The organism is Lysobacter sp. BMK333-48F3 (assembly GCF_019733395.1).
Classification (GTDB): Bacteria; Pseudomonadota; Gammaproteobacteria; order Xanthomonadales; family Xanthomonadaceae; genus Lysobacter.
The window spans coordinates 1,333,766-1,356,980 of sequence record NZ_JAIHOO010000001.1; the positions used below are offsets into that span (position 1 = coordinate 1,333,766).

The following is a 23,215-nucleotide window of genomic DNA, read 5'->3' on the forward strand; positions in this document are numbered from 1 at the left end:
TTCTTAGTCTGATTGCTCCTCCATTCTCTGAAGCGCCTTGTCCATTGCCGACTCGATTCTGACCAAATTCTCAGCAGATTGAGCTTTGAAATCGCCAATGTCGCCGTCCAAATCTAGCTCCTGTCGTATAGCCACCATGACAGGAGCTTGGACCTCGGCAATGCGCTTCATCACGGGAATCACACTTCTTGAGAACTCGTAACTCAGTTCGGTTCGTTTCTCCATCAACGCAATCTTGTGTTCTGAATGTCTTTCAGCCTGCCCCTGACTGTATTCATAAGAGCGGCATAGAGCCTCAAACACCGCAGACTCGGTTCGCGCAGATTCGTTGAACTGTGTTATGGCAGCCAAAATCCTCTTCGATTCATCAACGTACCTGGAGTGCGCCTCCGAGATCGTATCGATGTCCGTCTGTACATCATGCAGCGGCCGGACAACCTCTATCATCTCGAGAAGCAACTCTCCGTAAGTCGTCGTCAGCTCCCCAACCAGTCGCGCCGTGGGAGCGCTGGAAACAAGCTGCAACTTTGCTGCGATCACGAAGAGGTCTTGGAAGCCATCTGCCAGATTTACCTTCTTCGGGTCGATATTTGGCAATTTCCCGATCTGATGGCTAGCTCTAGCAAACTCTTCAACAGCCCTTAAATAAACTTCTCTGCGCAGAGTTGCATTGCGATCTTTCTGTTTTTCGCTTGCATCATGACGTAGCTGTTTAGCCAAACGATTTGTGTTACTCCAATTCGAGAGCATTACTCCAGCCAGAGTTATAATCGAGGCGATCACACCCGACCAAATCACGTTCGGTATCGTCGCGGCCCACTCAATCAAATTCATAGCTTCCCCCCAAGCTCTTTGTCGACCCAGCATTAGCATCCAAAGCTAATTGTGCACTCTGATACTGCGGAGCCGCGCACGGCGGCTCCGCAGCGGCGGATCAATACGGATAGAACGTGCAGGGTTCGGTCACCTGGACGTTGAGCTGGCTGGCGTAACCGCCGAGCTGGGTATCGCACTCGCTCTGGCTCAGCGTGGTGATATGCACATAGGTCCACGAATAGACCACCGAGCCGGTCGGGCCATCGACCCGATGCGGTTTCAGCCAGCGCACCGTCGCCTTCCATTCGCCGAAGCGGGCCGGATCGGACGGCACCGGCGTCGCGCCGCCGGAACTGGCGGCGAGCGACGGCAGCGCGGCGGCCGACAACACGAACGCGAACAGCAGTCCCCCCAACTTACCTTTCGTGACGTTCATGAAAAATCCTTTTCATAGGCCACACAGCGTGGCCGGCGCAGCATAGCCACGCGACGGCACGCGGCCGCTCGGCCGCAGGCCGGTTCCGATAGGCGGCGGTTCGACCGGTATCGGCGGAAACGCCTGCGCCGTCCGTCTGCGACCGGAGGCTGGCCGGTTTTCTCGGCGCTCACGTAAGCGCGTACGACGACGCGGTCGCGGCTTGTAACCGGAGGAAATCCCCGTCAGACGCCGCTCCTACCCCAACGGCAATAGTCTGCTTTCTGTAGGAGCGGCGTGAGCCGCGACAACCGAAGCGGTGCAATACCACGCCGTCGGTCGAAACCGAGAAAGCCAACGCATCAAAGCAGAAAGCCCGGAATGACCGGGCATCGGCGACAACGCTTACGTCCATCGCTGCGGTTGTCGCGGCTTGTGACCGAAGGAAATCCCCGTGGGACGCCGCCCCTACAAAGCGGCCTTCGTGTCTCAGCCCTTGCCTGCGCCGACGCAACCGTCCTGGCCGGTGACCGCCGGCGCCTTCATCCGGTAGATGTCCTGCTTGCCGGCCTTGGGCGCCTTGGCGGTGCCGTTGAGCAGCAACTCGCCGGGCTTGTTCCAGTCGATCACCGGGCCGTAGGTGTAGGCGCCGGCGGCATTGAACGACAGCGCCAGCGGCATCGCGTCGGCGTAGTGCGCGCCGTCGCACTGGGCCAGGTACAGGCGCACGTCGCCGTCGCCATCGACGTCGTTCGAACGCGCGAACACGATCGCGCGGCCATCGCCGAGCCAGGTCGCGTCGAATTCGTCGGCGGCGGTGTTGATGCCCGGCGCCGGCTTCGGATCGGCGAAGACGCGACCGTTCCAGCTGGCGATCCACAAGTCCTGGCCGCCGGCGCCGCCGCGGCCGTCGCTGGCGAACAGCAGGTGGCGGCCGTCGCGGCTCGGCGCCGGCGCCCATTCGCGGCCGTCGGTGTTGACCCCGGCGCCGAGGTTTTCGGCCGGGCCGTAGCCGTCGGCGCGCACTGCGGCGCGGTAGAGGTCCTCGGCCCCCTGACCGCCGGGACGATCGGAGAAGAAATACAGCCAGCGGCCGTCGCCGCTGAACATCGGGTCGTAGTCCTTGTGCGGACCGTTCAGGGCCAGCGGCTGCGGGTTCTGCCAGCGACCGCCGATCAGCTCGGCCTGCCACAGATCGCGCCCGCCCGGACCGCCTGGGCGATCGCTGCCCCAGACGATGCGCCGCCCGTCGGGACTCACCGTGGCTCGCACCTCGCTGTCGGGGGTGGACACCACGCCCATGCCTTCTATGCCGAATTCGGCCAAACCGGCCTGCGCCGGGACGCCCAGTACACAGGCGAGGAGTAGACTGGACCCGAACCGGACCCTGGCGTGCCGCATCGTGCGTCTCCCAACAGGAAGGGTCTCCAGTCTAGAACGAGGCGCGTCCATGTCGATCGATTCCAGTTCGTCCAGTCCCGTCCTGCGTTACGCCGTGTTCGGCCATCCGGTCGCCCACTCGCTGTCGCCGCGCATCCATGCCGCGTTCGCGCGCCAGTTCGGCATCGCCCTGGAATACCGCGCGATCGACGCCGCACCGGAGCAGTTCGACGTGGCCCTGGCCGAGTTCGCCGCCGAAGGCGGCCTCGGCGCCAACATCACCCTGCCGCTGAAGACGCGCGCGGCCAGCATCTGCAGCCACCTCAGCGAGCGCGCCCAGCGCGCCGGCGCGGTCAACACGCTGATCCGCAGCGCTACCGGCTGGGAAGGCGACAACACCGACGGCGTCGGCCTGGTGCGCGACCTGACCGACCGCCACGGCCTGGACCTGCGCGCGCGCCGCACCCTGCTGATCGGCGCCGGCGGCGCCGCACGCGGCGTCGCTCCGTCCCTGCTCGACGCCGGCATCGGCGATCTGTACATCGTCAACCGCACCGGCGAGCGCGCCGACGCGCTGGCCGACTCGCTCGGCATGCCGGGCCGGGTGCACCCGCGCTACCTCGCCGACGTCGGCACGCTCGGCAACTTCGACCTGATCGTCAACGCCACTTCGGCCGCGCGCGAAGACGGCATGCCTTCGCTGCCGATGAGCCTGGCCACGCCGCGCACCGCCGCGGTCGACCTGAGCTACGGCGAGGCGGCGATTCCGTTCCTGGCCTGGGCCAAGGTCGCCGGCGCGCACGACCGCGTCGATGGCCTGGGCATGCTGGTCGAACAGGCCGCCGAGAGCTTCGAGCGCTGGCACCGCAAGCGTCCGGACACCGACCCGGTGTACGCGATGCTGCGCGAGCGCGACGACGCGCTGGTCACGGCGGACTGAGCCCATGGCGAACGCCGGTTCCGAGCACCCGCCTGCGTTCGCCGGGCCCGCGCCCGCCATCGTCTATCACTTCGCCGCGCCGGCCGACTGGACCGCAGCGCAGGCCAGCGGCGAGTACGCGCCCGCGGCCCTGGCGCGCGAAGGCTTCCTGCATTGCGCGACCCAGGCGCAGCTGCCGGGCGTGATCGAGCGCCACCAGCGCGGCCGCGGCGCGCTGGTGCGGCTGAGCCTGGATGCGGCCGCGCTGGGCGCTGCGCTGCGCTACGACTGGAGCGCGCGCAGCGGCGATCACTATCCGCACGTCTACGGACCGATCCCGCTGCATGCGGTGCGCGCGACCGAGCCGTTCGAAGCGCCGTGAGCGGCGCCTGTCTACGACGCGAACCGGCATGAGCCAGTCCTGTCGCGACCGCTGCGGCGCCTGCTGCATCGCGCCTTCGATCAACTCGCCGATTCCGGGCATGCCGCACGGCAAACCGGCCGGCATCCCCTGCGTGCAGCTCGACGACGAACTGCGCTGCCGCTTGTTCGGCCGACCGGAACGCCCGGCGTTCTGCGGCTCGCTGCAGCCGAGCCGCGAGATGTGCGGGCAGGACCGCGTGCAGGCGATGCAGTGGCTAGGGTGGTTGGAAGAGCAGACCCGGCCGGGGTGAGCCGCAGCGCCTTGCGCATCGAACGAAGACCGGGCAAAAGCAAATCCCCCCTACCCCCCTTTTTCAAAGGGGGGATCGGTAGGTGGGGTGCGCAGCTAGCGATGCCGCGAAGGGCGCCATCGGATGCCCGTTCTACCTCGTTATCGCGACTCGACGACACGCGCTCTTGCCGTTGCCCCCTTTGACAAAGGGGGCGAACGACCGCGCAGCGGGCGTGGGGGATTTGCTGTTGCTGTTGCTGTTGCTGTTGCTGTTGTTGTTGCTTCTGCAGCCGCCGCAGAGCGACGCCTCAAAGCAAGCCGTCGCGCTTGACCGCCAGGTACTTCTCGACCAGCGACGCCGCCAGCTGGTCGCAGCTCACGTCCAGCACCATCACCCCGTGGTTGCGCAGCGCCTCGTGCGCAGCGGAACGGTGTTCCAGGTACTGCGCGGTCGCGCCGGCGCGGATCGCGCCGGACAGGTCGACGACGTCTTCGCCTAGCGCCTGGTCCAGCGAACCTTCGCGCAGGCTGGCCACGCAGACCAGATGGCGGCCGCGCAACATGCGCACCGCGGCGAGCAGGTCGTCCATGTCCTCGTCGCGCAGGTTGGTCACCAGCATCACCAGCGAACGCCGGCGCTGGCGCAAGGACAGCTCGGTCGCCGCGGCCAGGAAGTCGGTCGCCACCGCCTGCGGCTGCAGCGCGTAACTGGCGCGCAGCAGGTTGTCGATCGCGCCGACCCCGCGCTGCGGCGGCACCCAGCGGCTTTCGCCGCCGCTGGCGAGCAGGCCGACGCCGTCGCCCTGGCGCAGGGCCAGGTAGGCCACCACCAGCGCCGCATCCAGCACGTGGTCGAAATGCGACAGCGCGCCGTCGCGCGCCATCAGCCGGCGGCCGGTGTCGAGCATCAGCACCAACTGCTGGTTGCGTTCGTCCTGGTACTCGCGCGAGATCAAACGCCGCGCGCGCGCGGTGGCCTTCCAGTCGATCTGGCGCAGGCTGTCGCCGACCCGGTACTCGCGCATCTGGTGGAAATCGGTGCCCTCGCCGCGACGCCGCTTGACGTGCGCGCCGACCAGGCGCGAGGCCTGTTCGGCGCTGAACATCGCGAACTTGGCCAGCGGAGCGAAGTTGGGAAACACGCGCACGCGCTGGATCTCGCCGCCCAGCCGCGACTGCCACCATAGCCCCCACGGCGAATGCAGGCGCAGCTGCACGCCGTCGAACTGGAAGTCGCCGCGACGGTCGGGACGCAACTGATACTCGAAGCTCGCGCTTTCGCCGCGGCGCAACTCGACCCGGCGCGGCAGATCGCGCATCGCCCACTCGCCCGGATGCAGGTCGAACAAGTCCAGGCGTTGGCGCCGCAGCGTCTCCACGGTCAGGGTGACCGGACGTTCGACGCCGATCGCCCAGGTGTCGTGCATCTGTCGCGCCACTTGCGGCGTCGGCGCGCCGCGCAGGCGCAGGCCGTCGACCAGCAGCAGCGCCAACAGCGCCGCGCCGCTCAGCCACCACGCCGAGGCCGGCGCCCAGCCCGCGCTCGCGGCCAGGCCCAGCAACGACCAGGCCAGCGCCAGCGCGCCGACCCGCGGCGCCGGCCGCAGCCAGCTGCGCCGCGGCAGCGCGCGCTCGCGCGGTACCGGCGGGGCAGCGGCGTGGACCGGCAGCGGCGGCGGAACGGCTCGGCTCATTGCCGCGGCGCTTCGACCTTGGCCAACAGCGCGTGCAGCACGTCGTCGGGCGACTGGCCCTCGATCTGCAACTCCGGCGCCAACGCGATGCGATGGCGCAGCGCCGGCTTGGCGATCTCGCGCACGTCGTCGGGGGTGACGAAATCGCGCCCGGACAGCACCGCCTGCGCGCGCGCGGCGCGGACCAGGGCCAGACTGCCGCGCGGACCGGCGCCGAGGGCGATGCCGGCCCAGTCGCGGGTGGTGCCGACGATGCGCACCACGTAGTCGATCACCGCCTCGTCGACCCGCACTTGGGCGGTGCCTTGCTGCATCGCCACGATCTCTTCCGGACCGAGCACGCGCCGCACCTGCGACAGATCGAAGTCGGAGGCGGCGCGGCCCAGGCTGACCGCGCTGACCATGCGCTTCTCGTCGGCTCGGCTGGGATAGCCGATCAGGATCTTGAGCAGGAAACGGTCGAGCTGCGCTTCCGGCAACGGGTAGGTGCCTTCCTGTTCGACCGGGTTCTGGGTCGCCAGGGTCAGGAACGGCGGCGGCAGTTCGAAGCTGTGGCCTTCGATGGTGACCTGCTGTTCCTGCATCGCCTCCAGCAACGCCGACTGGGTCTTGGCCGGGGCGCGGTTGATTTCGTCGGCCAGCAGCAGGTTGGTGAACACCGGGCCGCGGCGGATGTTGAAGCTCTCGGTCTTCGGGTCGTACACCGCATGGCCGCTGATGTCGCTGGGCATCAGGTCGGGGGTGAACTGGATCCGCGCGTAGCCGCAGTCCAGCGCCTTGGACAGGGCCCGCACGACCAGGGTCTTGCCCAGGCCGGGCACGCCCTCGAGCAGGGCGTGGCCGCCGGCGAGCAGGGCGATCAGGATCTGGTCGAGCACCTCGGCCTGGCCGATGAAGGCCTTGCCGACTTCCTCGCGCACGTCGGCGGCGCGTTGCGCCAGCGCGGCGCCGGTGATCGGGACGAGCGGAGCGGCGTCGAGGTTCATAAGCGGTTTCTCATGCGGATCAAAGTGGCGATACGGGCGCGGAACGCGGCGTGTTCGCGCGCCAGCGGCGGAGTCAGCGCGTCGCGGATCTCTTCGGCGGACAACGCCGGCGCGCTTTTGAAGCGTTCGGCCAGCAGCGCCACGCGCGGCTCGCCGTCGAGTCCGGCGGCGTAGGGATCGCGCCGGCGCAGGCGGGCCAGGAAGGCGCGACGCGCGGCCTCGTACAGGCGCGGGCCGTAGCCGTACCGGTAGACGTGCTCGCCGCTGGCGACGATGTGCTCGAGCAGCGAGCGCCGCTCCAGCGCCGGCGCCGGCCGCAGCGGGCCGAAGCGCTGCATGCGCAGCCACAACCAGCCCAGCAGCCACAGCAGCAGCGGCAGCCAGGCCATCCAACTGCGCTCGATCAGGGTCTTCCACAGCGACGGCACTTCCGCAGCGTAGATCAGGTGCACGGTGCCGGCGCGGTAGTTCGGCGCCAACAGCTGGCGGGCCAGGGCGGCGTTGGCGGGCTGGGCGATCTTGTCGTCGGAGAAGCGCAGGCCGCGCAACAAGGGATTGCCCGAGCCGGTGTCGTTGGACAGGAAGTCCAGGTCCGAGACCACGTCGACATGGCCCTGGCCGTGGGCGAAACGGGCGTAGACGTAGGCGCTGTCCTCGTCGCCCCAGGCGCGCTCGGGCTCGCTGTCGCTGTTGTAGAAATAGAACCGGCGGCCGCCGCAGAACTGGCCCTGCGCATCCAGGCCGCGCTCGTAGAGGCCGACGCAGCCGTTGCGCAGTTCGTCCTCGTCGGCGGCGTCGTCGCGGTCGAGCAGGGTGACGCCGAGTTCGGTCAGCACCGGCACCGGCGACTCGCCGAGCTGTTCGTGCAACGGCGGCGTGCGCACGATCAGATGGCCGCCGCGCTCGGCCCAGGCCAGCAAGGCCTTGGCGTCGTCGCTGCCGAGCGTGCGCGGGTCGCGGAAGATCAACACGGTGTCGCGCGGCTGCAGCGGGTGCAGGCTCAACGCCAGGCGCTGGCGGGCCTGGACCCGGACCTGGTCGCGCTGCAGCGCCAGCTTGAGCACGTACAGGGGATTGCTCGCCGCCTCGCCGCTGCGCGGCGCGTCGACGCTTTCCTCGACCCGGGCGTAGCCGTCGCGCCACACCGCCACGCCGACCACGATCACGACCGCCAGCGCGATCGCGACCAGGGCGCCGATCGCCAGCCGAGCGCGGCTCATGCGGCCCACCCGAAACGCCGGCCGAGCAGGCCGACCAGTTCGTCGAACTCCTCGTCGCCCGGCAGCACATCGGCATAGGCCGCGTACTGCCAGGTGCGCACGGCGCGGGCGAAGGCCTCGCGGTCGTCGGCCAGGGCCAGCTTGCGCGAGGCGCGCAGGCACTGCGCCTCGGTCGCGCCCGGCACCAGCACCACGTCGGCGCGCTGCGCCATCGATTCGACCGCGGCGCGGTACATCAACGCCAGGGCGTCGCGGGCGCGGCCGGCGCGCCACAGCCGGCGGATCGCGGTCGGAATATCGTCGGGCAGCGGCTCGGGCTCGGCCGTCGCGCCGACCCGCAGCTCGCCCGGCGCGGGCTCGTCTTCCTCGCCGCCGCGGAACCAGCCCAGCCAGCGCGAGGCGCTCCACAGCAGGGCGATCGCGATCGCCGCGACCACGCCCCACAGCAGCCACTGCACCACCGCGGCCAGGTTGCCGCCGAGCCCGTCGAACATGCTCAGATTGGTCGGCTTGCGCTCTTTCTCCTTTCGCTCGGCCTTGGGCTTCCACACCGTCTGCTTGCGCTTGGGCGACACGCTCGGGTCCTGCATCGCCTTGGCCACCGCCTCGCGCAGGGCGCGGTCGTCGCGGCGGTCCTCGCCGAACACCTCGCCCAAGGTCGAGGGCAGGCGCCGGGTCTTGCGGCTGTCGTCGACGTAATCGCGGACCGGCGCGTATTGCGTCGCATCTTCGTCGGCGACCTCTTCGTCGCCGGCGGGTTCCGCATCGGCCGCCTCTTCGCTGGCCGCCTCTTCGGTGGCCGGCTCGTCCGCGGCCTGCGCCGCAACCTCGGCGTTCGCCGACGCCGCCCGATCCTGGGCGGCCGCGTCGGGGGCGAAGCCGATCATCGCGCACAGCACCAGCAGCATCGGCGCCGCGGCCGCGGCCAGGCGCGCGCGCAGGCGGCGGAACACGATCTCGATGTCCCAACCCTCGATCTCGGTGCGGCGGTTGAGGTACAGGCCGAAGCCGGCGCCGACGTAGAACGGCTCGATCAGCGAGGTCGCCAGCCAGGCCACGCCGTTGAGGGTGGCGTCGAACCATTGCGGCTGCGCCGCGACCGCTTCGAGCAGGGCCTTGAAGGTGTCGGGCAGATAGTCGAACGGCACGAACATCAGCGCGCCGAGCAGTGCGCCGAGCAGGATCACGATCTCGAAATGGATGCAGGTCAGGGTCAGCAGCGCGCCGACCCCGTACACCGGCGCGCCGAGCGCGCCGCGGCGCTGGCGCGCCTCGCTGCCGCTGCCGCCTTCGAGCAGGTCGACCGGCAAGTACAGCGAACGCGCCGGGCCGAGCCGGCGCCAGGTCAGGTACGGCAGCCACCAGCGTCCGCCCCAGCGCAACGCCGCGCGCACGGTCTGGCGCGCGTCGGGGGTTTCGCCGAACACCGCCCGCGACAGCACGAACAGCGGGATGCGGTCGAACCAGGGCTTGAGCCACCACATCAGCAGGCCGGCCAGCCACAGCAGGTCGAAGGCCCAGCCCAGCGCATTGAGCGCGATCAGCAGCGGCAGCGAGGTCAGCAGCCACGGCTTCCAGATCGCCCCGGCATGACGGCGGACCAGGGCCATGCCGAGCTCGGCGGCCTCCCAGGCGCTGCGCGGGCGCAGCGCGACGGTGAGCGCTTCCAGCCTCATGCGGCGTCTTCGTCGTCGCGGTAGGCGGCGTTGCGGCCGCCGCGCCACAGCCACAGCCCGACCAGCAGCCACAGCGCGGCGCCGACCGTGTACTTGATCGATGCCGGCACGCTGGCGATCGACGACCAGAACGCCTCGACGAAGGCCGCGAACACCAGCATCGCGAACACGCCGATGCAGATCTTGGCGCCGCGGCGGCCGCCGTGGATCAGCGAATCGATCCGCCGCCGCTGGCCGGGCGCGATCAGGCTCAGCCCCAGGCGCAGGCCGGCGCCGCCGGCGATCACTATCGCGGTCAGTTCCGGCGCCGAATGGCCGGCGACGAAGCGCCAGAACGGGTCGCCGTGGCCGACCGCCTGCAGGTGCCCGGCCACGCCACCGATCATGACCCCGTTGAAGATCAGCACGAACACCGTGCCCAGCCCGGCCAGCAGGCCGCTGGCGAAGGTCTGGAAGCCGATCCCGACGTTGTTGCCGATGTAGTGCGAAAACATCTGCAGATCGTCTTCGTTGGTCCGGCCCAGGTCGGTCTTGCTCGACGGGTCGTACATCTGCTCGAAGCGCGCCAGCGCCTGCACGTCGAACAGACCGGCCGCGAGGTCGGGCTTGAGCTGGATGGCGACGAAGATGCTCACCAACGGCAGCACGAACAGCAGGGCCGCGGCCAGCATGCAATGGCGCTCGGCGCGGACCAGGCGCGGAAAGCCGGCCAGCAGGAACTCGGCCGCGCGCCGCCAGTGCACCGGCTTGGTTCGGTACAGCACGCTGTGGCCGCGCTGCATCAGCTGCTGCAGGCGGTCGGTGACCACCGCGCTGTAGCCGCGCCGGCGCGCCAACGCCAGTTGCTGGCACAGCCGCCGGTGGCGTTCGGGCAATTGCTCGTCGCCGAGCCCGCTCCACTCGCGGCGATGGCGGCGGGCGTGGCGGGCGCTGCCGGCGCGATGCTCCAGCCAGCGCTCGAACTCGCGCCATTCGTTCTCGTGGCGGGCGACGAAGTGTTCTTGTCTCATCGCCGCCCCAGCAACCAGTTGGCGATCGCGTAGACGCGGTCGACCGCGGCGTCGCCGCGGCTGCGGGTCAGCGGCTCGACCAGTTCGGCCAGTTCGATCTGCCGCGCCAGGGTCAGGCGCGGCGCGCGTTCGGCGAACGCGACCAAGGCCGCCTGTTCGTGCGGCAACAGCGGCGCCGGCGGCGCCAGCGGCGCGACCACCAGCGCCGCGGTCTGCGGCGTATGCCGCGGCGCGTGCACCACCAGGGTGCCGGCGACCATGTCGCCGAGCCGGCGGCCCCAGGGATCGAACAGGCAGGCGACCAGGCCGGCGGCGTAGCCGACCGGCAGCGCGTCCACCACCCGCAGCAGATTGCGGGTGAACGAGGCCATCCAGCCGACCGGCGCGCCGTCGGCGGCGACCACGCGCAGGCCCAGCGCCCACTTGCCCGGCGTGCGGCCCTGCATCAGCACTTCGAACAGCACCTGGTAGAACCAGGTCATCACGAACACCGCCAGCGCCAGCACCGCATAGCCGGCTTCGCCGAACAGCCCGACCAGGGCGCGGAACAGGGCGGCGTAGATGACCGCGCGCGCGGCCAGGTCGATCAGCCAGGCCAGCGCACGCGGCACCGGCCCGGCGGCGCGCAGGTGCAGCGCCACGCCTTCGGGCGTCACCACCTGGCGGTAGGTGTCGAGCATCAGGCGTCGATCACCTTGGTGTCGGCGAGCAGGTCGTGCAGGCAGCGGCTTTCCTCGCCGAAGATCCACAGCGCGTTGGCCAGGCTGAACAGCACGCCCAGGCAGGGCACCGATTCGATCAGCCCCATCACGATCATGCGCAGGCCGAGGATGCGGCCCAGCGAAGCCGGACTGCCGTCGAGACGGACGATCTTGATCTTCAGCCAGCGCTTGCCCAGGGTCTGCCCGCTCTGCGCCAGCAGCATCAGGTTGTAGGCGAACAGGGCCAGGGCGAACAGCAGGCCCAGGCTCATGATCCCCATCTGCAGCGGCGAGGGCTGCTCGCTGTTGGGGTCGATCGCCACCGCGACGAACAGCGGCGTCATGCACAGCAAGTACAGGCCGCCGTCGATCAGGCGCGCGAGCAGGCGCATGCCGCGATCGGCGCGCACGCTGTGGTCTTGGTCCTGCGCCGGCAACGCCGACGGTGCGGCGTACGGATTCTGCGGTTCTTCCATGTGGTCCCGACTCCTGCGTCGCGCCTTTTCCCCTGGCGCGACTGTAAACGCCGCCTGATTCCGTGGCTAGCCCGAGAGCATGCCCAGGTAACGGTCCTTGAGGCGCACATAGTGCTGCGCGCTGTAACGCAATTGTTCGATTTCGCGCTCGCTGAGCTTGCGCACGCAGCGCGCCGGATTGCCCAGCCACAGCTCGCCTTCGCCGACCGTCTTGCCCGGCGCGATCACCGCGCCCGCGCCGACGAAGCCGAAGCGCGACACGCGCGCGCCGTCGAGGATCTTGGCGCCCATGCCGATCAGGGCGAATTCCTCGATGGTGCAGGCGTGGATGATCGCGGCGTGGCCGATGGTGACGTCGTTGCCGATCACGGTCGGCAGGCCGCCCGGGCGGGTGAACGGCCCTTCGTGGGTGACGTGGACGATGGTGCCGTCCTGGACGTTGGTGCGGGCGCCGATCGAGATCGAATTGACGTCGCCGCGCACCACGCAACCGGGCCAGATCGACACGTCGTCGCCGAGGTCGACCGCGCCGATCACGGTCGCGGCGGGATCGACGTAGACGCGCTCGCCGAGGTTGGGGAAAGCGTCGAGGTAGGGGCGCAGGCTCATGCCGCCATTGTAGTCCTCGGCGCGCCCGCCGGCTTGTTCGGATGCGGTCCCTGCGGTCGCCTCGCGCGGCCGCCGCAGCCAACCCGGCCCGCGGCAGGATGCCGCATCCCGGCCGCCGGCGGCGGGCTTAGCATCGACTCACGCAATGCCGCCCAGAACCGACATGGATGCCGCCACCGCCCCGACCGACGCGCCGCGGCCGCAGGCCGATGCGTGGCGCGGGCGTTTCTGGTTCGCCCTGCCGCTGCTGCTGAACCTGGCGATCGGCCTGCGCGGCTGGTGGATCCAGGGCAGCTACGAGCAGCCCTTGGCCGGCATCCTGTGGCTGGCGGTGCAAGGGCTGGCGCTCGTCGCCGTGCTGCCGTTCGCCCTGGTCGCCGCCTGCCTGAGCCGCCGCTGGGCTTCGACCCTGGGGGCGGCGGTCGCCGGATCCGTGGCCGCCGCCGGGCTGGCGCTGGTCTTGGCCTGGGCCGGCGCCGCCGCCAAGGACGCGCGCTGGGAAGATCGCCGCGAACGCCAGAGCCGGGAGTACCTGCTCGTCGCCGACGCCGTGCGGCGCGGCGATCGAGCCGCGCTCGCCCAGGCCTACGCCGACCTGCGCACGATGCGCGCGCCGGCCATGCTGTGCCGGCTCGCCAGCCAGGCCGCCGAACAGCCGCCGCTGCGCTCGGTGCGCGCCGGCCAGGATTTCGAACTTTCGCTTGCGCAAGTGATGTTCGCCGCCGATGTCCTGGTCGCCGGTCCGGCGCCGCGCGAGCAACGCCAGACCGCCCTGGTCGGCCTGCTCGCCGCGCTGATCCAGCGTGACGCATTCGACCGCTTCCCGCATTGGCTGCGGCTGTGGCGCGCCACCCTCGCCGATCCGGCCTCGACCCGCATCGAATGGTCGCGGCCGCGCGACCTGGGCGAGGATTTCCCGCCAGGCAGCCTATGCGCAGGTTCGCCGCCGCGGATGCCGCCGATCGGCCTGGACCGCTGGGGCTACCGGCCCCTGCCGGCGCTGCGCGACGCCGGCTTCCGGCTCGACGATGCGCAGTTGCGCGAACACCTGCGCGCGGTGGGCTCGGCCGACCTGCTCGCCGGCCTGCTCGCCGCGGCCGAGCATCCGCGTCCGCTCGCCGACGACGGCGTGTGGCCGGCCGGAGCGCTGCTGACGCAACTGGCCCGGGAAAGCTTCCCGCAGCGCTTGAACGACTCCGGCGCAGCCACGCTCGGCCTGGCGCAGGCGCTGATCGCCGCCGGCGCGCGGCCGGGCGCGCCGGGGCAGGACGCCTGCGCCGCGCTCGAACGCGGCGAAGCCTTTCATCGATGGCAGCAGGCGCACCCACTGCCCGGCTCGATCCGGGATCGGCCGCAGCGCCAGGCCGACCTGCAGCGGCTGCGCGGCCTGTTGTGTCCGTCCTCGACGCCGCCGCGCTGAGCGCGCGCTTCGTCCGCAAACGCCCCCCAGCCTGTCCTCGGCCGCCCCACCGCGGTCACGCTCCGACGCCGCCGACGCGACTACACTGCCGCGTATGGACATCCCCGCCGACACGCCCATCGCCGACCTGGCCGCGACCCGCGAACGCCTGCGCACCGCCTGGCAGGCGCGCAAGCCGGACTACGCCCAGCGCCGCGCCGACCTGATCCGCCTGCGCGACGCCTTCCGCGCCCGCAGCGCGGAGATGGACGCGGCGATCCGCGCCGACTTCGGCCATCGCTCCAGCCACGAGAACCTGCTCTCGGAAGCGATGATCGTGCTGGCCGAGATCGACCACGCCCTGGCCCACCTGCGCCGCTGGATGAAGCCGCGCCGGGCCGCGGTCGGCTGGCGCTTCTGGCCGGCGCGGGCCGAGATCCGTCCCGAACCGGTCGGCGTGGTCGGCATCCTGTCGCCGTGGAATTACCCGGTGAACCTGGCCCTGGTGCCGCTGGCCTCGGCGATCGCCGCCGGCAACCACGTCTATCTGAAACCGTCCGAGCACACCCCGCGCACCTCGCTGTTCCTGCGCGACCTGCTCGCCGACGTGTTTCCCGAAGACCGGGTCGCGGTCGCGCTGGGCGGCGCCGAGCTCGGTGCGGCGTTCTCGGCCCTGCCGTTCGACCATCTGCTGTTCACCGGCTCGACCGCGGTCGGGCGCAAGGTCATGGCCGCCGCGGCGCCGAACCTGACCCCGGTGACGCTGGAACTGGGCGGCAAGGCGCCGGCGCTGGTCTGCCCGGACTACCCGATCGAGCGCGCCGCCGCGCGCATCGCCAGCGGCAAGTGGTTCAACGCCGGCCAGACCTGCATCGGCGTGGACTACGTGCTGGTCGACGCGGCGCGCCGCGACGAACTGGTCCAGGCGCTGCTGGCGCAGTTGCGCGCCCGCTACGGCGACCTCGGCGCCAGCCGCGACTACACCCGGATCATCAACGCCAGCCAGTACGCGCGCTTGGCGTCCTACCTCGACGACGCGCGCCAGCGCGGGCTGCAGGTGATCGAGCCCTTCGCCGATCCGGCGGCGCAGGCGCAGCGCCAGGCCGAGCGGCTGTTCCCGCCGGCGCTGGTGGTCGAACCCGACCCGCAGGCGCAGGTGATGCAGCACGAGATCTTCGGCCCGATCCTGCCGGTGATTTCCTACCGCAGCCTGGACGAGGCGATCGCGCGGATCAACGCGCTCGACCGGCCGCTAGCGCTGTATCCGTTCGGCCACGACCGCGCCCAGATCGACAAGATCCTGGCCCAGACCCTGGCCGGCGGCGTCACCGTCAACGACACCCTGCTGCATTTCGGCGCCCACGACCTGCCGTTCGGCGGCATCGGCCCGAGCGGCATCGGCGCCATCCACGGCCGCAACGGCTTCGACACCTTCAGCAAGCTGCTGCCGGTGTTCCACCAGCGCCGGCTCGCCGCCAGCGACCTGCTCAAGCCGCCGTACCGCGGCAAGATCGACGCGATGATCCGCTGGTTGGCGAAGTAGCCGGCCCGTACCGGGTCGGACTCGACAGCAATCGCAAGCCAGGGCGGGGGCCCCCCTCCCGCGCAGGACGACGCAGTGCCGCCGCCACCGGCCCGCCTATCGGTGCCGGGCTGGCCAGACGCATCGGCCGGGGCCTTGCTCGGGGTAGCGATCGGCGCGGTGTTCGCGTTGCCGGGATGTCGTGGCATGAAATGGTCATGGAGCTATAGCCAGGACTCACAGAAGAATGCATGGAATACCCCTGCCTTCCGGAAGATGGAGCAAGCCGAGGACCTTTATGGAATTCGCCAGAAGCTACCTTACTTAGGCGCGCTTCCGACTCGAATCTGGATTGGTGCGGAGCCTGACTCTGTGGCCGATGTCCGCTTCTGGCCGAAAGCTGTCGGAAGCTGGCCGAACCCGTGGGAGCCCGTATAGTCCCTAACCGGCCCCTCATTGGCCTCCAGGAGGCCTCCAAACGCCCCCATCAGCCCGTCAAGAGGGTTTGAACCCGGTTCCCGTGGCTCCACCACTTCGTCGTAATCGGCTTGATCTCCGCTTTTCAGCGCTTCACCTAGCTGTCGAATGATCAAAATTCACTCCAGGACGCTGCTATCGTGGCGTCCAGTGGCTGTCGCTGTCGGGAGAGAGCGCGGCTTCCCAGTCGTCCCAGTCGTCAGGCTCAACCTCGATACGGTTGATGAAGTCGACGAAGTCATCTGCGACCCAACCGACGTTGTGATACGGGTTGACCGCGAACATGTCGCCGCCGTCCCGGGCCAGATAGCTCCAGAACAGCACTTGGCCGAAACGATCGGGCCGGAGGTCGAAGAGGAAGCGCGACCCTCCGCCGTTGTCCGCGAAAGCCAGCGTCTGCGGCGGAAAATGATGGCCGATGTCCCTGAACGTCTGCAGCAGACTCAGCCCATTGTTCGAACCGTCATCCACCCGGTAGAGATTGCCGAGGAATCCGACGTGATCGGATGTGTCGGCGGAAGTGTCCACCGGCCACCACACGCGCAGCAGCTGCGATTTGGGCACGTCGTCCGGCACGACCACCGGCGTTGCGCCGTTGAAACGGAGAAGATACTGCTCGTACTGCGTGGGCAGGGCGATGCCGCCCAGCGAAGCCTTCAGGGCATCGATGTCGTGCTGGGTCGTGGCGGGCCCCGCATTGTTGAAGCGCACTTCTCTCAGCATGGGAATCTCCCGACAAGCATTGATCTTTCGTGATCTAGGCAGCGCCCGTGCGTGACGCGCATCTGTTGCCGATCATCGGGCCGGAATGACGGTTGGTCCATGGGTGGAGGGACAGCATCATGCGATGCGCTTCCACTCGTGGCCATCGAACTGCAGGATGTCGTCGGAACCGACCGTCCACAGGATGCCGTGGCGCGCGTCGAGGTGCCCGAAGGTGGACGGGGCGTCGTCGTCGAATTGCACGGGCTGGAGCGTGTCGCCGTCGAACATGAAGAGGCCGTAGAGCGAGGAGATCCAGAGGCGATCACCGAACCACTCGAGGTCCCAGTAGTCGATGTCGTAGGCGCCGACGGCGACCGGGGTCCATTGCCCGCGGCGCCCCTTGAGGAGCGTGCCGGCCAGGCCGCAGGCGTAGACGAACCCGTCAGGTGCGCAGTAGACGCGGTTGAGGATGCGGTTGGTGGGGCTTTCTTCCTCGTGCCAGTCCTGGCCGTCGTAGTGCCAGATCTCGCCGTGCCAGCCCACGGCGTACAGGTCGTCGGGGCCGAAGCCGTGGATGGATTCGAAGATGAGGACGACGTCGGGGCCTGGGCGCGAGGGCATGTCGCCGTGGATGGGCGTCCATTGGTCCGTGCCGTCGCGACGGAATACCTTGCGGCCCACGGCACAGGCGTAGGCGACGCCTGAGATGGAACGCACTTCGCGGAACCGCAGGTCTTCGGGGACGATCCGGCTCTCGAAGTCGTCTTTTGTGCCGAACACGCGTACCTGACCGTACTCACCCACTGCCACCATCTGTGGCTGAGGAAGTTCGGCTGCACACAGGGATACGCAATTCCATCGAACCGGATCATCGATCAGGCCGAACATTTCACCTGCAAACTCTTCATCTTCGTCTTCAGGGTCGAAGCCGTAAAGTTCGGCGTAAGGCAGACCCTTGGCCTGTATTTCCGGTGAGAACGTACTGACGTAGACAAGGGCCCGATCGCGGATGGCCGCGCACGAAAACTTGACGCCAAAGTCGATCGGCGTCTAAGATGAGTGGTTTGTCATCGTGACCCTTGTTGAAGGTATTGTCGTTTTCGGGCGGGCGGCATGAGGCAGAAACCGCCTCGTCGTGATCCTTCCACGCCCATTTGGCCGTCGTGCAGTTTCTCATCGTCGCAAACTTGCCAAGGAATGCGCCGACAGTCGGAATGAGAAAGCAGGGAGCGAAGATCCCTCCCCCACTGGCCTCCGCACCTGCGGCCGTGTCGCCCGGCGCTAACACCCGAGAGCGCCGGCCGCAGCAGCCTACAGCAGTGTGGATGCCTGTTGACCTTCGATGAACGCCAGCCGCTCTGCTTTCGTCGTCCACTGGGAAGGCTGGACTTCGCTTTCCTGACCAGCTCCTGTCGATCGAGAAGCACCGTGACGCCGCTCCAGGTGGTCGCAAGGCGACGAACAGCTCACCGCCGCCGAACGGCGCCGCGAGGGCGGCATCGCTCGCGTGTTGCCCCCGCTTCTCCCGCGATCGCGAGGCATCAGTCGATGCGGGTCCACGCGGTGCCATCGAAGCACATGAGGTCCTTCGCGCCGATGGACCACATCACGCCGTCACCGGTGGTTAGCCGGTAGCAGGTCTTGGCTTGGTCCTCGCCCATGTATACGGGGCCGAGTTCGCCGTCTTCGAGCACGTAGACGGCATCCATCGACGAGGCGTACAAGCGGCCGTCGAACCAGGCGAGGTTCCAAAGGTCTTCCGCGAAGTCAGTCTGAGCCAGAACCTCCCACTGTCCGGCACGGCCCTTGAGCAGCATGCCGTTGTGCCCGCAGGCGTAGACGAATCCGTCGCCGGCGCAGCAAACGTCCACGAGAACCGTGTTGACAGGGCTCGATTGGGCGGTCCAGGTGCCGTGATCGCAGTGCCAGATCTCGCCGTCCCAACCCACCGCGTACAACTCGTCCATCGAGCGCCCGTCGATCGCCTCGAAACCACAGATGGCCTTCGGGTCAGGGTCGCGGGGAATGCCGCGCTCAAAGCTGACCCAGGCATTGTCGCCCTTGCGTAGGTACACTTGGCGGTTCATGCCGACGACGACGACCTCGCCGCCGACGCAACGCACACCACGCAGCGGGCCACGGTCATCTGGGGAAGAGTCGGGGGAAGCGACGGCTTCCTCATGCCGGCCACCCCCGCCCACGAGCAAGGCGGATCCGAACTCGCCGACTGCGATGAGTTGCACGCGCGGATGCTGGGTCAAGGCGACGCCCGCGGTGCGCCAGTCGGTATGCCCCCCGTTTCCCCACGTGCCTGGCTTCCACTGCGTGACGCTCGACATCGCGAGTTTCGATGCGGCTACGGCATCGTCCGAGAGCACGATGTATACGACATCGCGAGAGCGGATCGCCGCGGCGACAAAAGAATAGAGGTCGGTCCAGTAGCCCGCCATGATGGTGTGTCCGGAGGTTGCGGTGCGCTTTAATCGCGTGCTGGGCCCTCGATGACCAAATCATCGAGGTGGGCGAGAGAGCCCCCTTAGTTGCTGACGGATGACGGTCGCAAGTGCGGGCCGGGGTGACGGGTGGTGCATGGGCGGAGGGACAGGCTCAGGCGATGCGTTCCCACTGGCGGCCATCGAACTGCAAGATGTCCTCGGCCCCGACCGTCCAGAGGATGCCGTCGTGCGCGTCGAGGTGGAAGAAGATGGAAGGGGCGTCGTCGAGCGAGGTGTTGGAGGGGCGATACGCCATAGTTTAAGAAACCCACCAATCCTGCACCAGGAATGGCCTGCCCTGCCCCGGCACGTACACCATGATGTGACCTTGGCTGCACAAGGGGCCGCAGCGAGTGCCCAGGTAACGGATGGCCACAGCAGCAACAGGGACCTTCGAGCCGTCCAACAGGACCGTGGCGGAGCCGCTTTCCAGCGCGGCCAGCACGATGGCCGTCGCCTCGCCATCCAAGGCCCCATTGATTGGCACACAGCCATTTTTGCTCTTGACGGCAGCGGCAGCCGACAGCAGTGCGGATGCCCGCCGGCCTTCGATGAGTGCCAGCCGTTCTGCTTCGGTCGTCCATTGGGCATGCTGGACTGCGGCTTTCCTGGCCAGCTCCTGCCGATCGAGCAGCACCGTGACGCCGCTCCATGTGGTCGCAAGGCAATCCGCAGGCGGCCCGGAGCGTTGAGTAACCGTGCGGGTCTCGTCCACGTCGGTGCCTGCTTTGGGACGGTCGACCGGCGCTGCAAGGAGGAGTGTTGAAGTAAACATCGTCACCAAGAAAAGCAGCGTTCTGCGACACAACGATTGAGGGAAAGTCTTGTACATGGACCGCGTGGCTGTCAGTTTGTTCAATGTCAGGAGCTTTCCAGTGAGACGCAGACCCGGCAGCAGTCGCACAGAGCTAGGTCCTTGCGGCTGCCGATCTGAAAAACATCCAGTGCGGGACCTGTGGACGACAGAGTCATGAGACCTCGTGGCGGAAGACCCACGAGGTCGTCAGTCTAGCCGGCGTAGCCAAGTTAAGTGGAGCTGCTGTAGGCCAGTCGCTGCAGGGACTCGGCGCGGGATCAAGGCGACGCCGTCTTCCTGTACACACGCACCCAATCGATATCCAGCGCTTGCGGGAACGCATTGTCGTCGATACCGTGGCGGCCGGCCCAATCGCCTCCGATGGCCAGATTCAGCAGGATATGCGCCGGCCCCGCAGGCTTGCCGTCGTTATCGTAGATCCAGCGGTAAGTGCGCGCGTTGGTCCGCACACCGTCGACGTAGAACGCAATGCCGGTCTCCGTCCACAGCAGGCCATAGGTGTGGAAATCCGCGGTCAGGTCGGACGGGGCCCAGAACAGATTCCATGCGCGCTGGTAATTCGGATGGGCATAGGTGAGCGCGCTCGGGATCCGCCCGGCATGGGTGACGGCGCCGCTGTGCACCATGTTCTTAGGCCGCGACGACGGGTTCTCTTCGACACCGTCGACGACGAACTCGAAGATGTCGATCTCCGGCCCCCAATACAGCTTGCCGGTCGGCGAGTAGCCCGAGTTCAACCAGAACGCAGGGAATACCCCTTTTCCGTCCGGCATGCGCACCCGAGCTTCCAGGTAATAGCTGGTGCTCGAAGAGGGCTTGAATTCCCAGCGCGACCGGATCATGCCCGATTCATAGCCGGCACCGACCCGGCGCGCGGTGAGGCTCAGCATCCCGTCGTACATCAGATGGTTCGCATTGTCCCGATAGACCTGGGCCTCGCTGGTCAGCCGGTCGAGCGTACCATTGGCGTAGATGTAACGGGTCGCCCACTTTTCCCGATTCAACTGGGTGTCGTTGAATTCATCGTTGAATACCACCGAGTATCCAGCGGGAACGTAGCTGCCCGCGTCGCTCAGGATTCGCTCTCGCAATTCGCCCGCGTGGGCGACGGAACCGAGCACCGGCAACGCGAGGATCGTCATCGCGGCGATCGGCCGCACCCATTGGGTATGCTTCCAGACTTCCATTGCTAACTCCTTATTAGGGGATCCAGCGCCCGCCGGACGAGACGCATCGCGCCTCGTCATGCAGCACAAGCCAGGGGCTGGATCGAAAGACCCCGTCATGAGCGGGGCCTTTCGATTTGATGGGACTCAGCGCCTTGCGACGGACGCGGTCGTACCCGCGACTTGGCCGCGAAGCGCCTTCACGTGCGTTGTAATCCAGCCGCAGCCTCAGGCCTGAAAGTGCAATCGTCAGGCGTCTTGGCTCTGTTTCGGCCGCATGGTCATTCGCTTCGGATCAATGGCCCGCGTCAGCTACGTCGTGCGCGCAGACGGCGGCGACCGAAAGCGCTGCCTCACCTTTCTGGAATGGCGTAGCTGGGAATCTGCACGTTATAGGTTTCCGTGGAGGCGGCCGACCGACCCCAGTTGGAGTTCCACGCGATCTTGGTCAGCGAGCGGTTCACCGCCGGCACCGGTGCGCTGTCGTAGTCGACGTAACTTACCCGGGTGTCGGCGATGTTGTAGATCCGGGGATTGGCCGCCAGTTCCACCACCATGATCTTGCGATGCGCCCACTGCTGGCTGCAGCTGGTGCGGGCGCAGCCTTCGGCCTGGGTACCCATCACCACCCAGCCCGGCTTGGCGAAGGCACGGCCGGAAAAGTGCATGGCCGTGGTGGTTCCATTCAAGTACGAGGAGAACAGCGTCGTCTTTTGCCCGGTGCGCAGGTTGTACATGTAGACGTCGCCGTCCTTCAGCACCGGATCGCTGATGCGCAGGTAGTTGCTGACGTAGACGTCGTCGCCGTTCTTGTCGATCGCCATGTCGGAGTGCTGTCCGTCGTTGGTGATCTGCCGCGAGCTGCTCAGGTCGCGCGGCCATACCGTAGTCCCGACGTAAGGCACGTTGACCACGCAGTAGTTCCCGCTCGGACTCATGCTGACGTTGTCGATGTGTCCGGTGTGATCGGCCATGCCGAGGATGCGGTCTTCGGTCTTGTCCCAGGTGAAGATGCCCAGGCGCGAGCCGGCGCTGTTCTTCACCATCAAGCACCAGTACCGGCCGTCGGCCGACGGCGAGCCTTCGGCGGCCGTCGATGCCGAAGCCGCGGCCGGCCAGCGCGCCTTCAGGCGAGCGGCGAAGTTCGCCTGCACCGAGCGCACGCCGGTCTTCACGTCGATCTTGCGCAGCAACATGCCGACGCCTTCGGAGTTCATGTAGTACAGCAGGTCACGGTTGAGCGGGTCCCACTGCGGCTCGGCGTCGCCCGCCAGCCCGTCGCCGCCGGGCAGGTAGGACAGCGACCGGATGTAGCGGCCGGTCGCCGGCTCGTACAAGTGCCAGGAACCGTCGCCGGCGGCGATCAGCTGCGCGCTGTCGTCGGCGTTGAACGGTTGCTTGCGCGAGTAGTCGTTGCGCGCATAGCCGGGCAGGCCGTCGGCCGCGCGGTCGGTCAGCCGCATCTGGCAGGTGCCGTAGTTGTAGCCGCGGGTGGCGATGCCGCGCTGCGGCTGGGGTGTGGTCGCCCAAGGTTGCACGAGCTTGCCTTGCGCCAACTGGAAGCCGGCCGGATAGAACCCGGCGCAGGGACCGACGGTGCCGTCGGAGGTGGTGGCGTTGGCGGTGATCGTGGTTTCTATGCGGGTCTTGTTGCCGGCCGCGTCGAATGCCGCCACGTAGATCAGGTTGGCGCCGGCGACCACCGGAATCTTGCCGATCGTCCACGACGCGACCGTGCCGGCGCCGCTGAGCGTGGCGGTGCCGACCACCCCGGTGCGGGTGTTGTGCCACACCACCTTGGACACCGCGACATCGTCGCTGACCCAGCCGGTCAGCGAGTGACTCTGGCCGGCGACGACCCATGCGCCGCCGCTGATGCGGACCTTGGGCGACAGCGTATCGGCGAGCGTTGCGGCCGCGGCCGGCTCGATAGCGCGACTGATCGCCTGTCCGTCTGCGGCCGGGGTTTGGGCGGCGGTACCGAGGGAAGCCCACGCCATGACCGGAGCGATTCCGGCGACGCTCATAGCTGCGAATAGCGAATTCAATTTCATTTTCAACTCGTCTCCTTATGAGT

The 23,215-nt window shown here is 68.1% G+C and carries 23 protein-coding genes; 5 read left to right on the forward strand and 18 right to left on the reverse strand.

Annotated elements, in window-relative coordinates; genetic code table 11:
• Nucleotides 1–3 precede the first annotated feature (3 nt).
• From K4L06_RS05585 to K4L06_RS05595, 3 genes are all read right to left on the reverse strand, one after another.
• Complete coding sequence (locus K4L06_RS05585) at nt 4–834, reverse strand: hypothetical protein (RefSeq protein ID WP_221670461.1); 831 nt, start codon at nt 832–834, stop codon at nt 4–6.
• Nucleotides 835–934: 100 nt separating this feature from the next.
• Nucleotides 935–1,252, reverse strand: a complete 318-nt coding sequence (locus tag K4L06_RS05590) for a hypothetical protein (RefSeq protein ID WP_221670462.1) — start codon at nt 1,250–1,252, stop codon at nt 935–937.
• A gap of 468 nt (nt 1,253–1,720) precedes the next feature.
• A complete protein-coding gene (locus K4L06_RS05595) occupies nt 1,721–2,632 on the reverse strand; it encodes a TolB-like protein (RefSeq protein WP_221670463.1) in 912 nt (303 codons plus the stop codon).
• A gap of 49 nt (nt 2,633–2,681) precedes the next feature.
• Here K4L06_RS05595 and aroE point away from each other — a divergent pair, with 49 nt between their 5' ends.
• From aroE to K4L06_RS05610, 3 genes are read left to right on the forward strand one after another with little or no spacing between them, the layout of a single operon-like run.
• Nucleotides 2,682–3,551 carry a shikimate dehydrogenase gene (gene aroE / locus K4L06_RS05600; RefSeq protein ID WP_221670464.1) on the forward strand — a complete coding sequence of 290 codons (870 nt, stop codon included), beginning with the start codon at nt 2,682–2,684 and terminating at the stop codon, nt 3,549–3,551.
• A gap of 4 nt (nt 3,552–3,555) precedes the next feature.
• Nucleotides 3,556–3,912 (forward strand): DUF952 domain-containing protein, encoded by a 357-nt coding sequence (locus K4L06_RS05605; protein WP_221670465.1) that lies wholly within the window; start codon nt 3,556–3,558, stop codon nt 3,910–3,912.
• 28 nt (nt 3,913–3,940) lie between these two features.
• Entirely contained in the window at nt 3,941–4,204 is a 264-nt protein-coding gene (locus K4L06_RS05610) for a YkgJ family cysteine cluster protein (protein WP_221670466.1), read from the forward strand.
• Between the two features lie 289 nt (nt 4,205–4,493).
• Here K4L06_RS05610 and K4L06_RS05615 read toward each other — a convergent pair whose 3' ends face one another.
• The 8 genes from K4L06_RS05615 to K4L06_RS05650 all read right to left on the reverse strand — a co-directional run bounded on the left by K4L06_RS05615 (nt 4,494) and on the right by K4L06_RS05650 (nt 12,557).
• Nucleotides 4,494–5,792: a DUF58 domain-containing protein gene (locus tag K4L06_RS05615; RefSeq protein WP_221673530.1), complete on the reverse strand. Its 1,299-nt coding sequence runs from the start codon at nt 5,790–5,792 to the stop codon at nt 4,494–4,496.
• A gap of 83 nt (nt 5,793–5,875) precedes the next feature.
• Nucleotides 5,876–6,865, reverse strand: coding sequence for a MoxR family ATPase (locus K4L06_RS05620; RefSeq protein ID WP_221670467.1), 990 nt, complete (start codon nt 6,863–6,865; stop codon nt 5,876–5,878).
• The gene (locus K4L06_RS05625; protein WP_221670468.1) at nt 6,862–8,085 is read right to left on the reverse strand and encodes a DUF4350 domain-containing protein; all 1,224 of its coding nucleotides are present in this window, start codon (nt 8,083–8,085) and stop codon (nt 6,862–6,864) included. Before K4L06_RS05625 ends, K4L06_RS05620 begins: the two co-directional genes overlap by 4 nt.
• Nucleotides 8,082–9,761, reverse strand: a complete 1,680-nt coding sequence (locus tag K4L06_RS05630; protein WP_221670469.1) for a DUF4129 domain-containing protein — start codon at nt 9,759–9,761, stop codon at nt 8,082–8,084. Before K4L06_RS05630 ends, K4L06_RS05625 begins: the two co-directional genes overlap by 4 nt.
• A complete protein-coding gene (locus K4L06_RS05635; protein WP_221670470.1) occupies nt 9,758–10,771 on the reverse strand; it encodes a stage II sporulation protein M in 1,014 nt (337 codons plus the stop codon). Before K4L06_RS05635 ends, K4L06_RS05630 begins: the two co-directional genes overlap by 4 nt.
• Nucleotides 10,768–11,451: an RDD family protein gene (locus tag K4L06_RS05640; RefSeq protein ID WP_221670471.1), complete on the reverse strand. Its 684-nt coding sequence runs from the start codon at nt 11,449–11,451 to the stop codon at nt 10,768–10,770. Before K4L06_RS05640 ends, K4L06_RS05635 begins: the two co-directional genes overlap by 4 nt.
• Nucleotides 11,451–11,948 (reverse strand): RDD family protein, encoded by a 498-nt coding sequence (locus tag K4L06_RS05645; protein ID WP_221670472.1) that lies wholly within the window; start codon nt 11,946–11,948, stop codon nt 11,451–11,453. Before K4L06_RS05645 ends, K4L06_RS05640 begins: the two co-directional genes overlap by 1 nt.
• Before the next feature lie 66 nt (nt 11,949–12,014).
• Nucleotides 12,015–12,557 (reverse strand): gamma carbonic anhydrase family protein, encoded by a 543-nt coding sequence (locus K4L06_RS05650; protein WP_221670473.1) that lies wholly within the window; start codon nt 12,555–12,557, stop codon nt 12,015–12,017.
• A 145-nt stretch (nt 12,558–12,702) separates the two neighbouring features.
• Here K4L06_RS05650 and K4L06_RS05655 point away from each other — a divergent pair, with 145 nt between their 5' ends.
• Together K4L06_RS05655 and K4L06_RS05660 are read left to right on the forward strand one after the other, a co-directional pair.
• Nucleotides 12,703–13,977 carry a hypothetical protein gene (locus K4L06_RS05655; RefSeq protein WP_221670474.1) on the forward strand — a complete coding sequence of 425 codons (1,275 nt, stop codon included), beginning with the start codon at nt 12,703–12,705 and terminating at the stop codon, nt 13,975–13,977.
• A 94-nt stretch (nt 13,978–14,071) separates the two neighbouring features.
• Nucleotides 14,072–15,499, forward strand: a complete 1,428-nt coding sequence (locus tag K4L06_RS05660; RefSeq protein ID WP_221670475.1) for a coniferyl aldehyde dehydrogenase — start codon at nt 14,072–14,074, stop codon at nt 15,497–15,499.
• A gap of 591 nt (nt 15,500–16,090) precedes the next feature.
• Here the strand turns inward: K4L06_RS05660 and K4L06_RS05665 are convergent.
• From K4L06_RS05665 to K4L06_RS05695, 7 genes are all read right to left on the reverse strand, one after another.
• Nucleotides 16,091–16,678 (reverse strand): SMI1/KNR4 family protein, encoded by a 588-nt coding sequence (locus tag K4L06_RS05665; RefSeq protein WP_221670476.1) that lies wholly within the window; start codon nt 16,676–16,678, stop codon nt 16,091–16,093.
• A 117-nt stretch (nt 16,679–16,795) separates the two neighbouring features.
• The gene (locus K4L06_RS05670) at nt 16,796–17,548 is read right to left on the reverse strand and encodes a hypothetical protein (protein WP_221670477.1); all 753 of its coding nucleotides are present in this window, start codon (nt 17,546–17,548) and stop codon (nt 16,796–16,798) included.
• A 653-nt stretch (nt 17,549–18,201) separates the two neighbouring features.
• The gene (locus K4L06_RS05675; protein ID WP_221670478.1) at nt 18,202–19,110 is read right to left on the reverse strand and encodes a hypothetical protein; all 909 of its coding nucleotides are present in this window, start codon (nt 19,108–19,110) and stop codon (nt 18,202–18,204) included.
• A 157-nt stretch (nt 19,111–19,267) separates the two neighbouring features.
• Nucleotides 19,268–19,411 (reverse strand): hypothetical protein, encoded by a 144-nt coding sequence (locus tag K4L06_RS05680; protein ID WP_221670479.1) that lies wholly within the window; start codon nt 19,409–19,411, stop codon nt 19,268–19,270.
• Between the two features lie 3 nt (nt 19,412–19,414).
• Nucleotides 19,415–19,987, reverse strand: coding sequence for a hypothetical protein (locus K4L06_RS05685; protein WP_221670480.1), 573 nt, complete (start codon nt 19,985–19,987; stop codon nt 19,415–19,417).
• A gap of 242 nt (nt 19,988–20,229) precedes the next feature.
• On the reverse strand, nt 20,230–21,159 hold the full coding sequence (locus K4L06_RS05690; RefSeq protein ID WP_221670481.1) for a glycoside hydrolase family 16 protein: 930 nt from the start codon (nt 21,157–21,159) through the stop codon (nt 20,230–20,232).
• A gap of 332 nt (nt 21,160–21,491) precedes the next feature.
• Nucleotides 21,492–23,138, reverse strand: a complete 1,647-nt coding sequence (locus K4L06_RS05695; RefSeq protein ID WP_221670482.1) for a WD40 repeat domain-containing protein — start codon at nt 23,136–23,138, stop codon at nt 21,492–21,494.
• Nucleotides 23,139–23,215: the final 77 nt, after the last annotated feature.

What these genes read in the sequence shown, in the direction of transcription:
- K4L06_RS05585 (WP_221670461.1), bottom strand. Translation starts at nt 834, where the DNA reads ATGAATTTGATTGAGTGGGCCGCGACGATACCGAACGTGATTTGGTCG.
- K4L06_RS05590 (WP_221670462.1), bottom strand. Translation starts at nt 1,252, where the DNA reads ATGAACGTCACGAAAGGTAAGTTGGGGGGACTGCTGTTCGCGTTCGTG.
- K4L06_RS05595 (WP_221670463.1), bottom strand. Translation starts at nt 2,632, where the DNA reads ATGCGGCACGCCAGGGTCCGGTTCGGGTCCAGTCTACTCCTCGCCTGT.
- aroE (WP_221670464.1), top strand. Translation starts at nt 2,682, where the DNA reads ATGTCGATCGATTCCAGTTCGTCCAGTCCCGTCCTGCGTTACGCCGTG.
- K4L06_RS05605 (WP_221670465.1), top strand. Translation starts at nt 3,556, where the DNA reads ATGGCGAACGCCGGTTCCGAGCACCCGCCTGCGTTCGCCGGGCCCGCG.
- K4L06_RS05610 (WP_221670466.1), top strand. Translation starts at nt 3,941, where the DNA reads ATGAGCCAGTCCTGTCGCGACCGCTGCGGCGCCTGCTGCATCGCGCCT.
- K4L06_RS05620 (WP_221670467.1), bottom strand. Translation starts at nt 6,865, where the DNA reads ATGAACCTCGACGCCGCTCCGCTCGTCCCGATCACCGGCGCCGCGCTG.
- K4L06_RS05625 (WP_221670468.1), bottom strand. Translation starts at nt 8,085, where the DNA reads ATGAGCCGCGCTCGGCTGGCGATCGGCGCCCTGGTCGCGATCGCGCTG.
- K4L06_RS05630 (WP_221670469.1), bottom strand. Translation starts at nt 9,761, where the DNA reads ATGAGGCTGGAAGCGCTCACCGTCGCGCTGCGCCCGCGCAGCGCCTGG.
- K4L06_RS05635 (WP_221670470.1), bottom strand. Translation starts at nt 10,771, where the DNA reads ATGAGACAAGAACACTTCGTCGCCCGCCACGAGAACGAATGGCGCGAG.
- K4L06_RS05640 (WP_221670471.1), bottom strand. Translation starts at nt 11,451, where the DNA reads ATGCTCGACACCTACCGCCAGGTGGTGACGCCCGAAGGCGTGGCGCTG.
- K4L06_RS05645 (WP_221670472.1), bottom strand. Translation starts at nt 11,948, where the DNA reads ATGGAAGAACCGCAGAATCCGTACGCCGCACCGTCGGCGTTGCCGGCG.
- K4L06_RS05650 (WP_221670473.1), bottom strand. Translation starts at nt 12,557, where the DNA reads ATGAGCCTGCGCCCCTACCTCGACGCTTTCCCCAACCTCGGCGAGCGC.
- K4L06_RS05655 (WP_221670474.1), top strand. Translation starts at nt 12,703, where the DNA reads ATGCCGCCCAGAACCGACATGGATGCCGCCACCGCCCCGACCGACGCG.
- K4L06_RS05660 (WP_221670475.1), top strand. Translation starts at nt 14,072, where the DNA reads ATGGACATCCCCGCCGACACGCCCATCGCCGACCTGGCCGCGACCCGC.
- K4L06_RS05665 (WP_221670476.1), bottom strand. Translation starts at nt 16,678, where the DNA reads ATGCTGAGAGAAGTGCGCTTCAACAATGCGGGGCCCGCCACGACCCAG.
- K4L06_RS05670 (WP_221670477.1), bottom strand. Translation starts at nt 17,548, where the DNA reads ATGTTCGGCCTGATCGATGATCCGGTTCGATGGAATTGCGTATCCCTG.
- K4L06_RS05675 (WP_221670478.1), bottom strand. Translation starts at nt 19,110, where the DNA reads ATGGCGGGCTACTGGACCGACCTCTATTCTTTTGTCGCCGCGGCGATC.
- K4L06_RS05680 (WP_221670479.1), bottom strand. Translation starts at nt 19,411, where the DNA reads ATGGCGTATCGCCCCTCCAACACCTCGCTCGACGACGCCCCTTCCATC.
- K4L06_RS05685 (WP_221670480.1), bottom strand. Translation starts at nt 19,987, where the DNA reads ATGTACAAGACTTTCCCTCAATCGTTGTGTCGCAGAACGCTGCTTTTC.
- K4L06_RS05690 (WP_221670481.1), bottom strand. Translation starts at nt 21,159, where the DNA reads ATGGAAGTCTGGAAGCATACCCAATGGGTGCGGCCGATCGCCGCGATG.
- K4L06_RS05695 (WP_221670482.1), bottom strand. Translation starts at nt 23,138, where the DNA reads ATGGCGTGGGCTTCCCTCGGTACCGCCGCCCAAACCCCGGCCGCAGAC.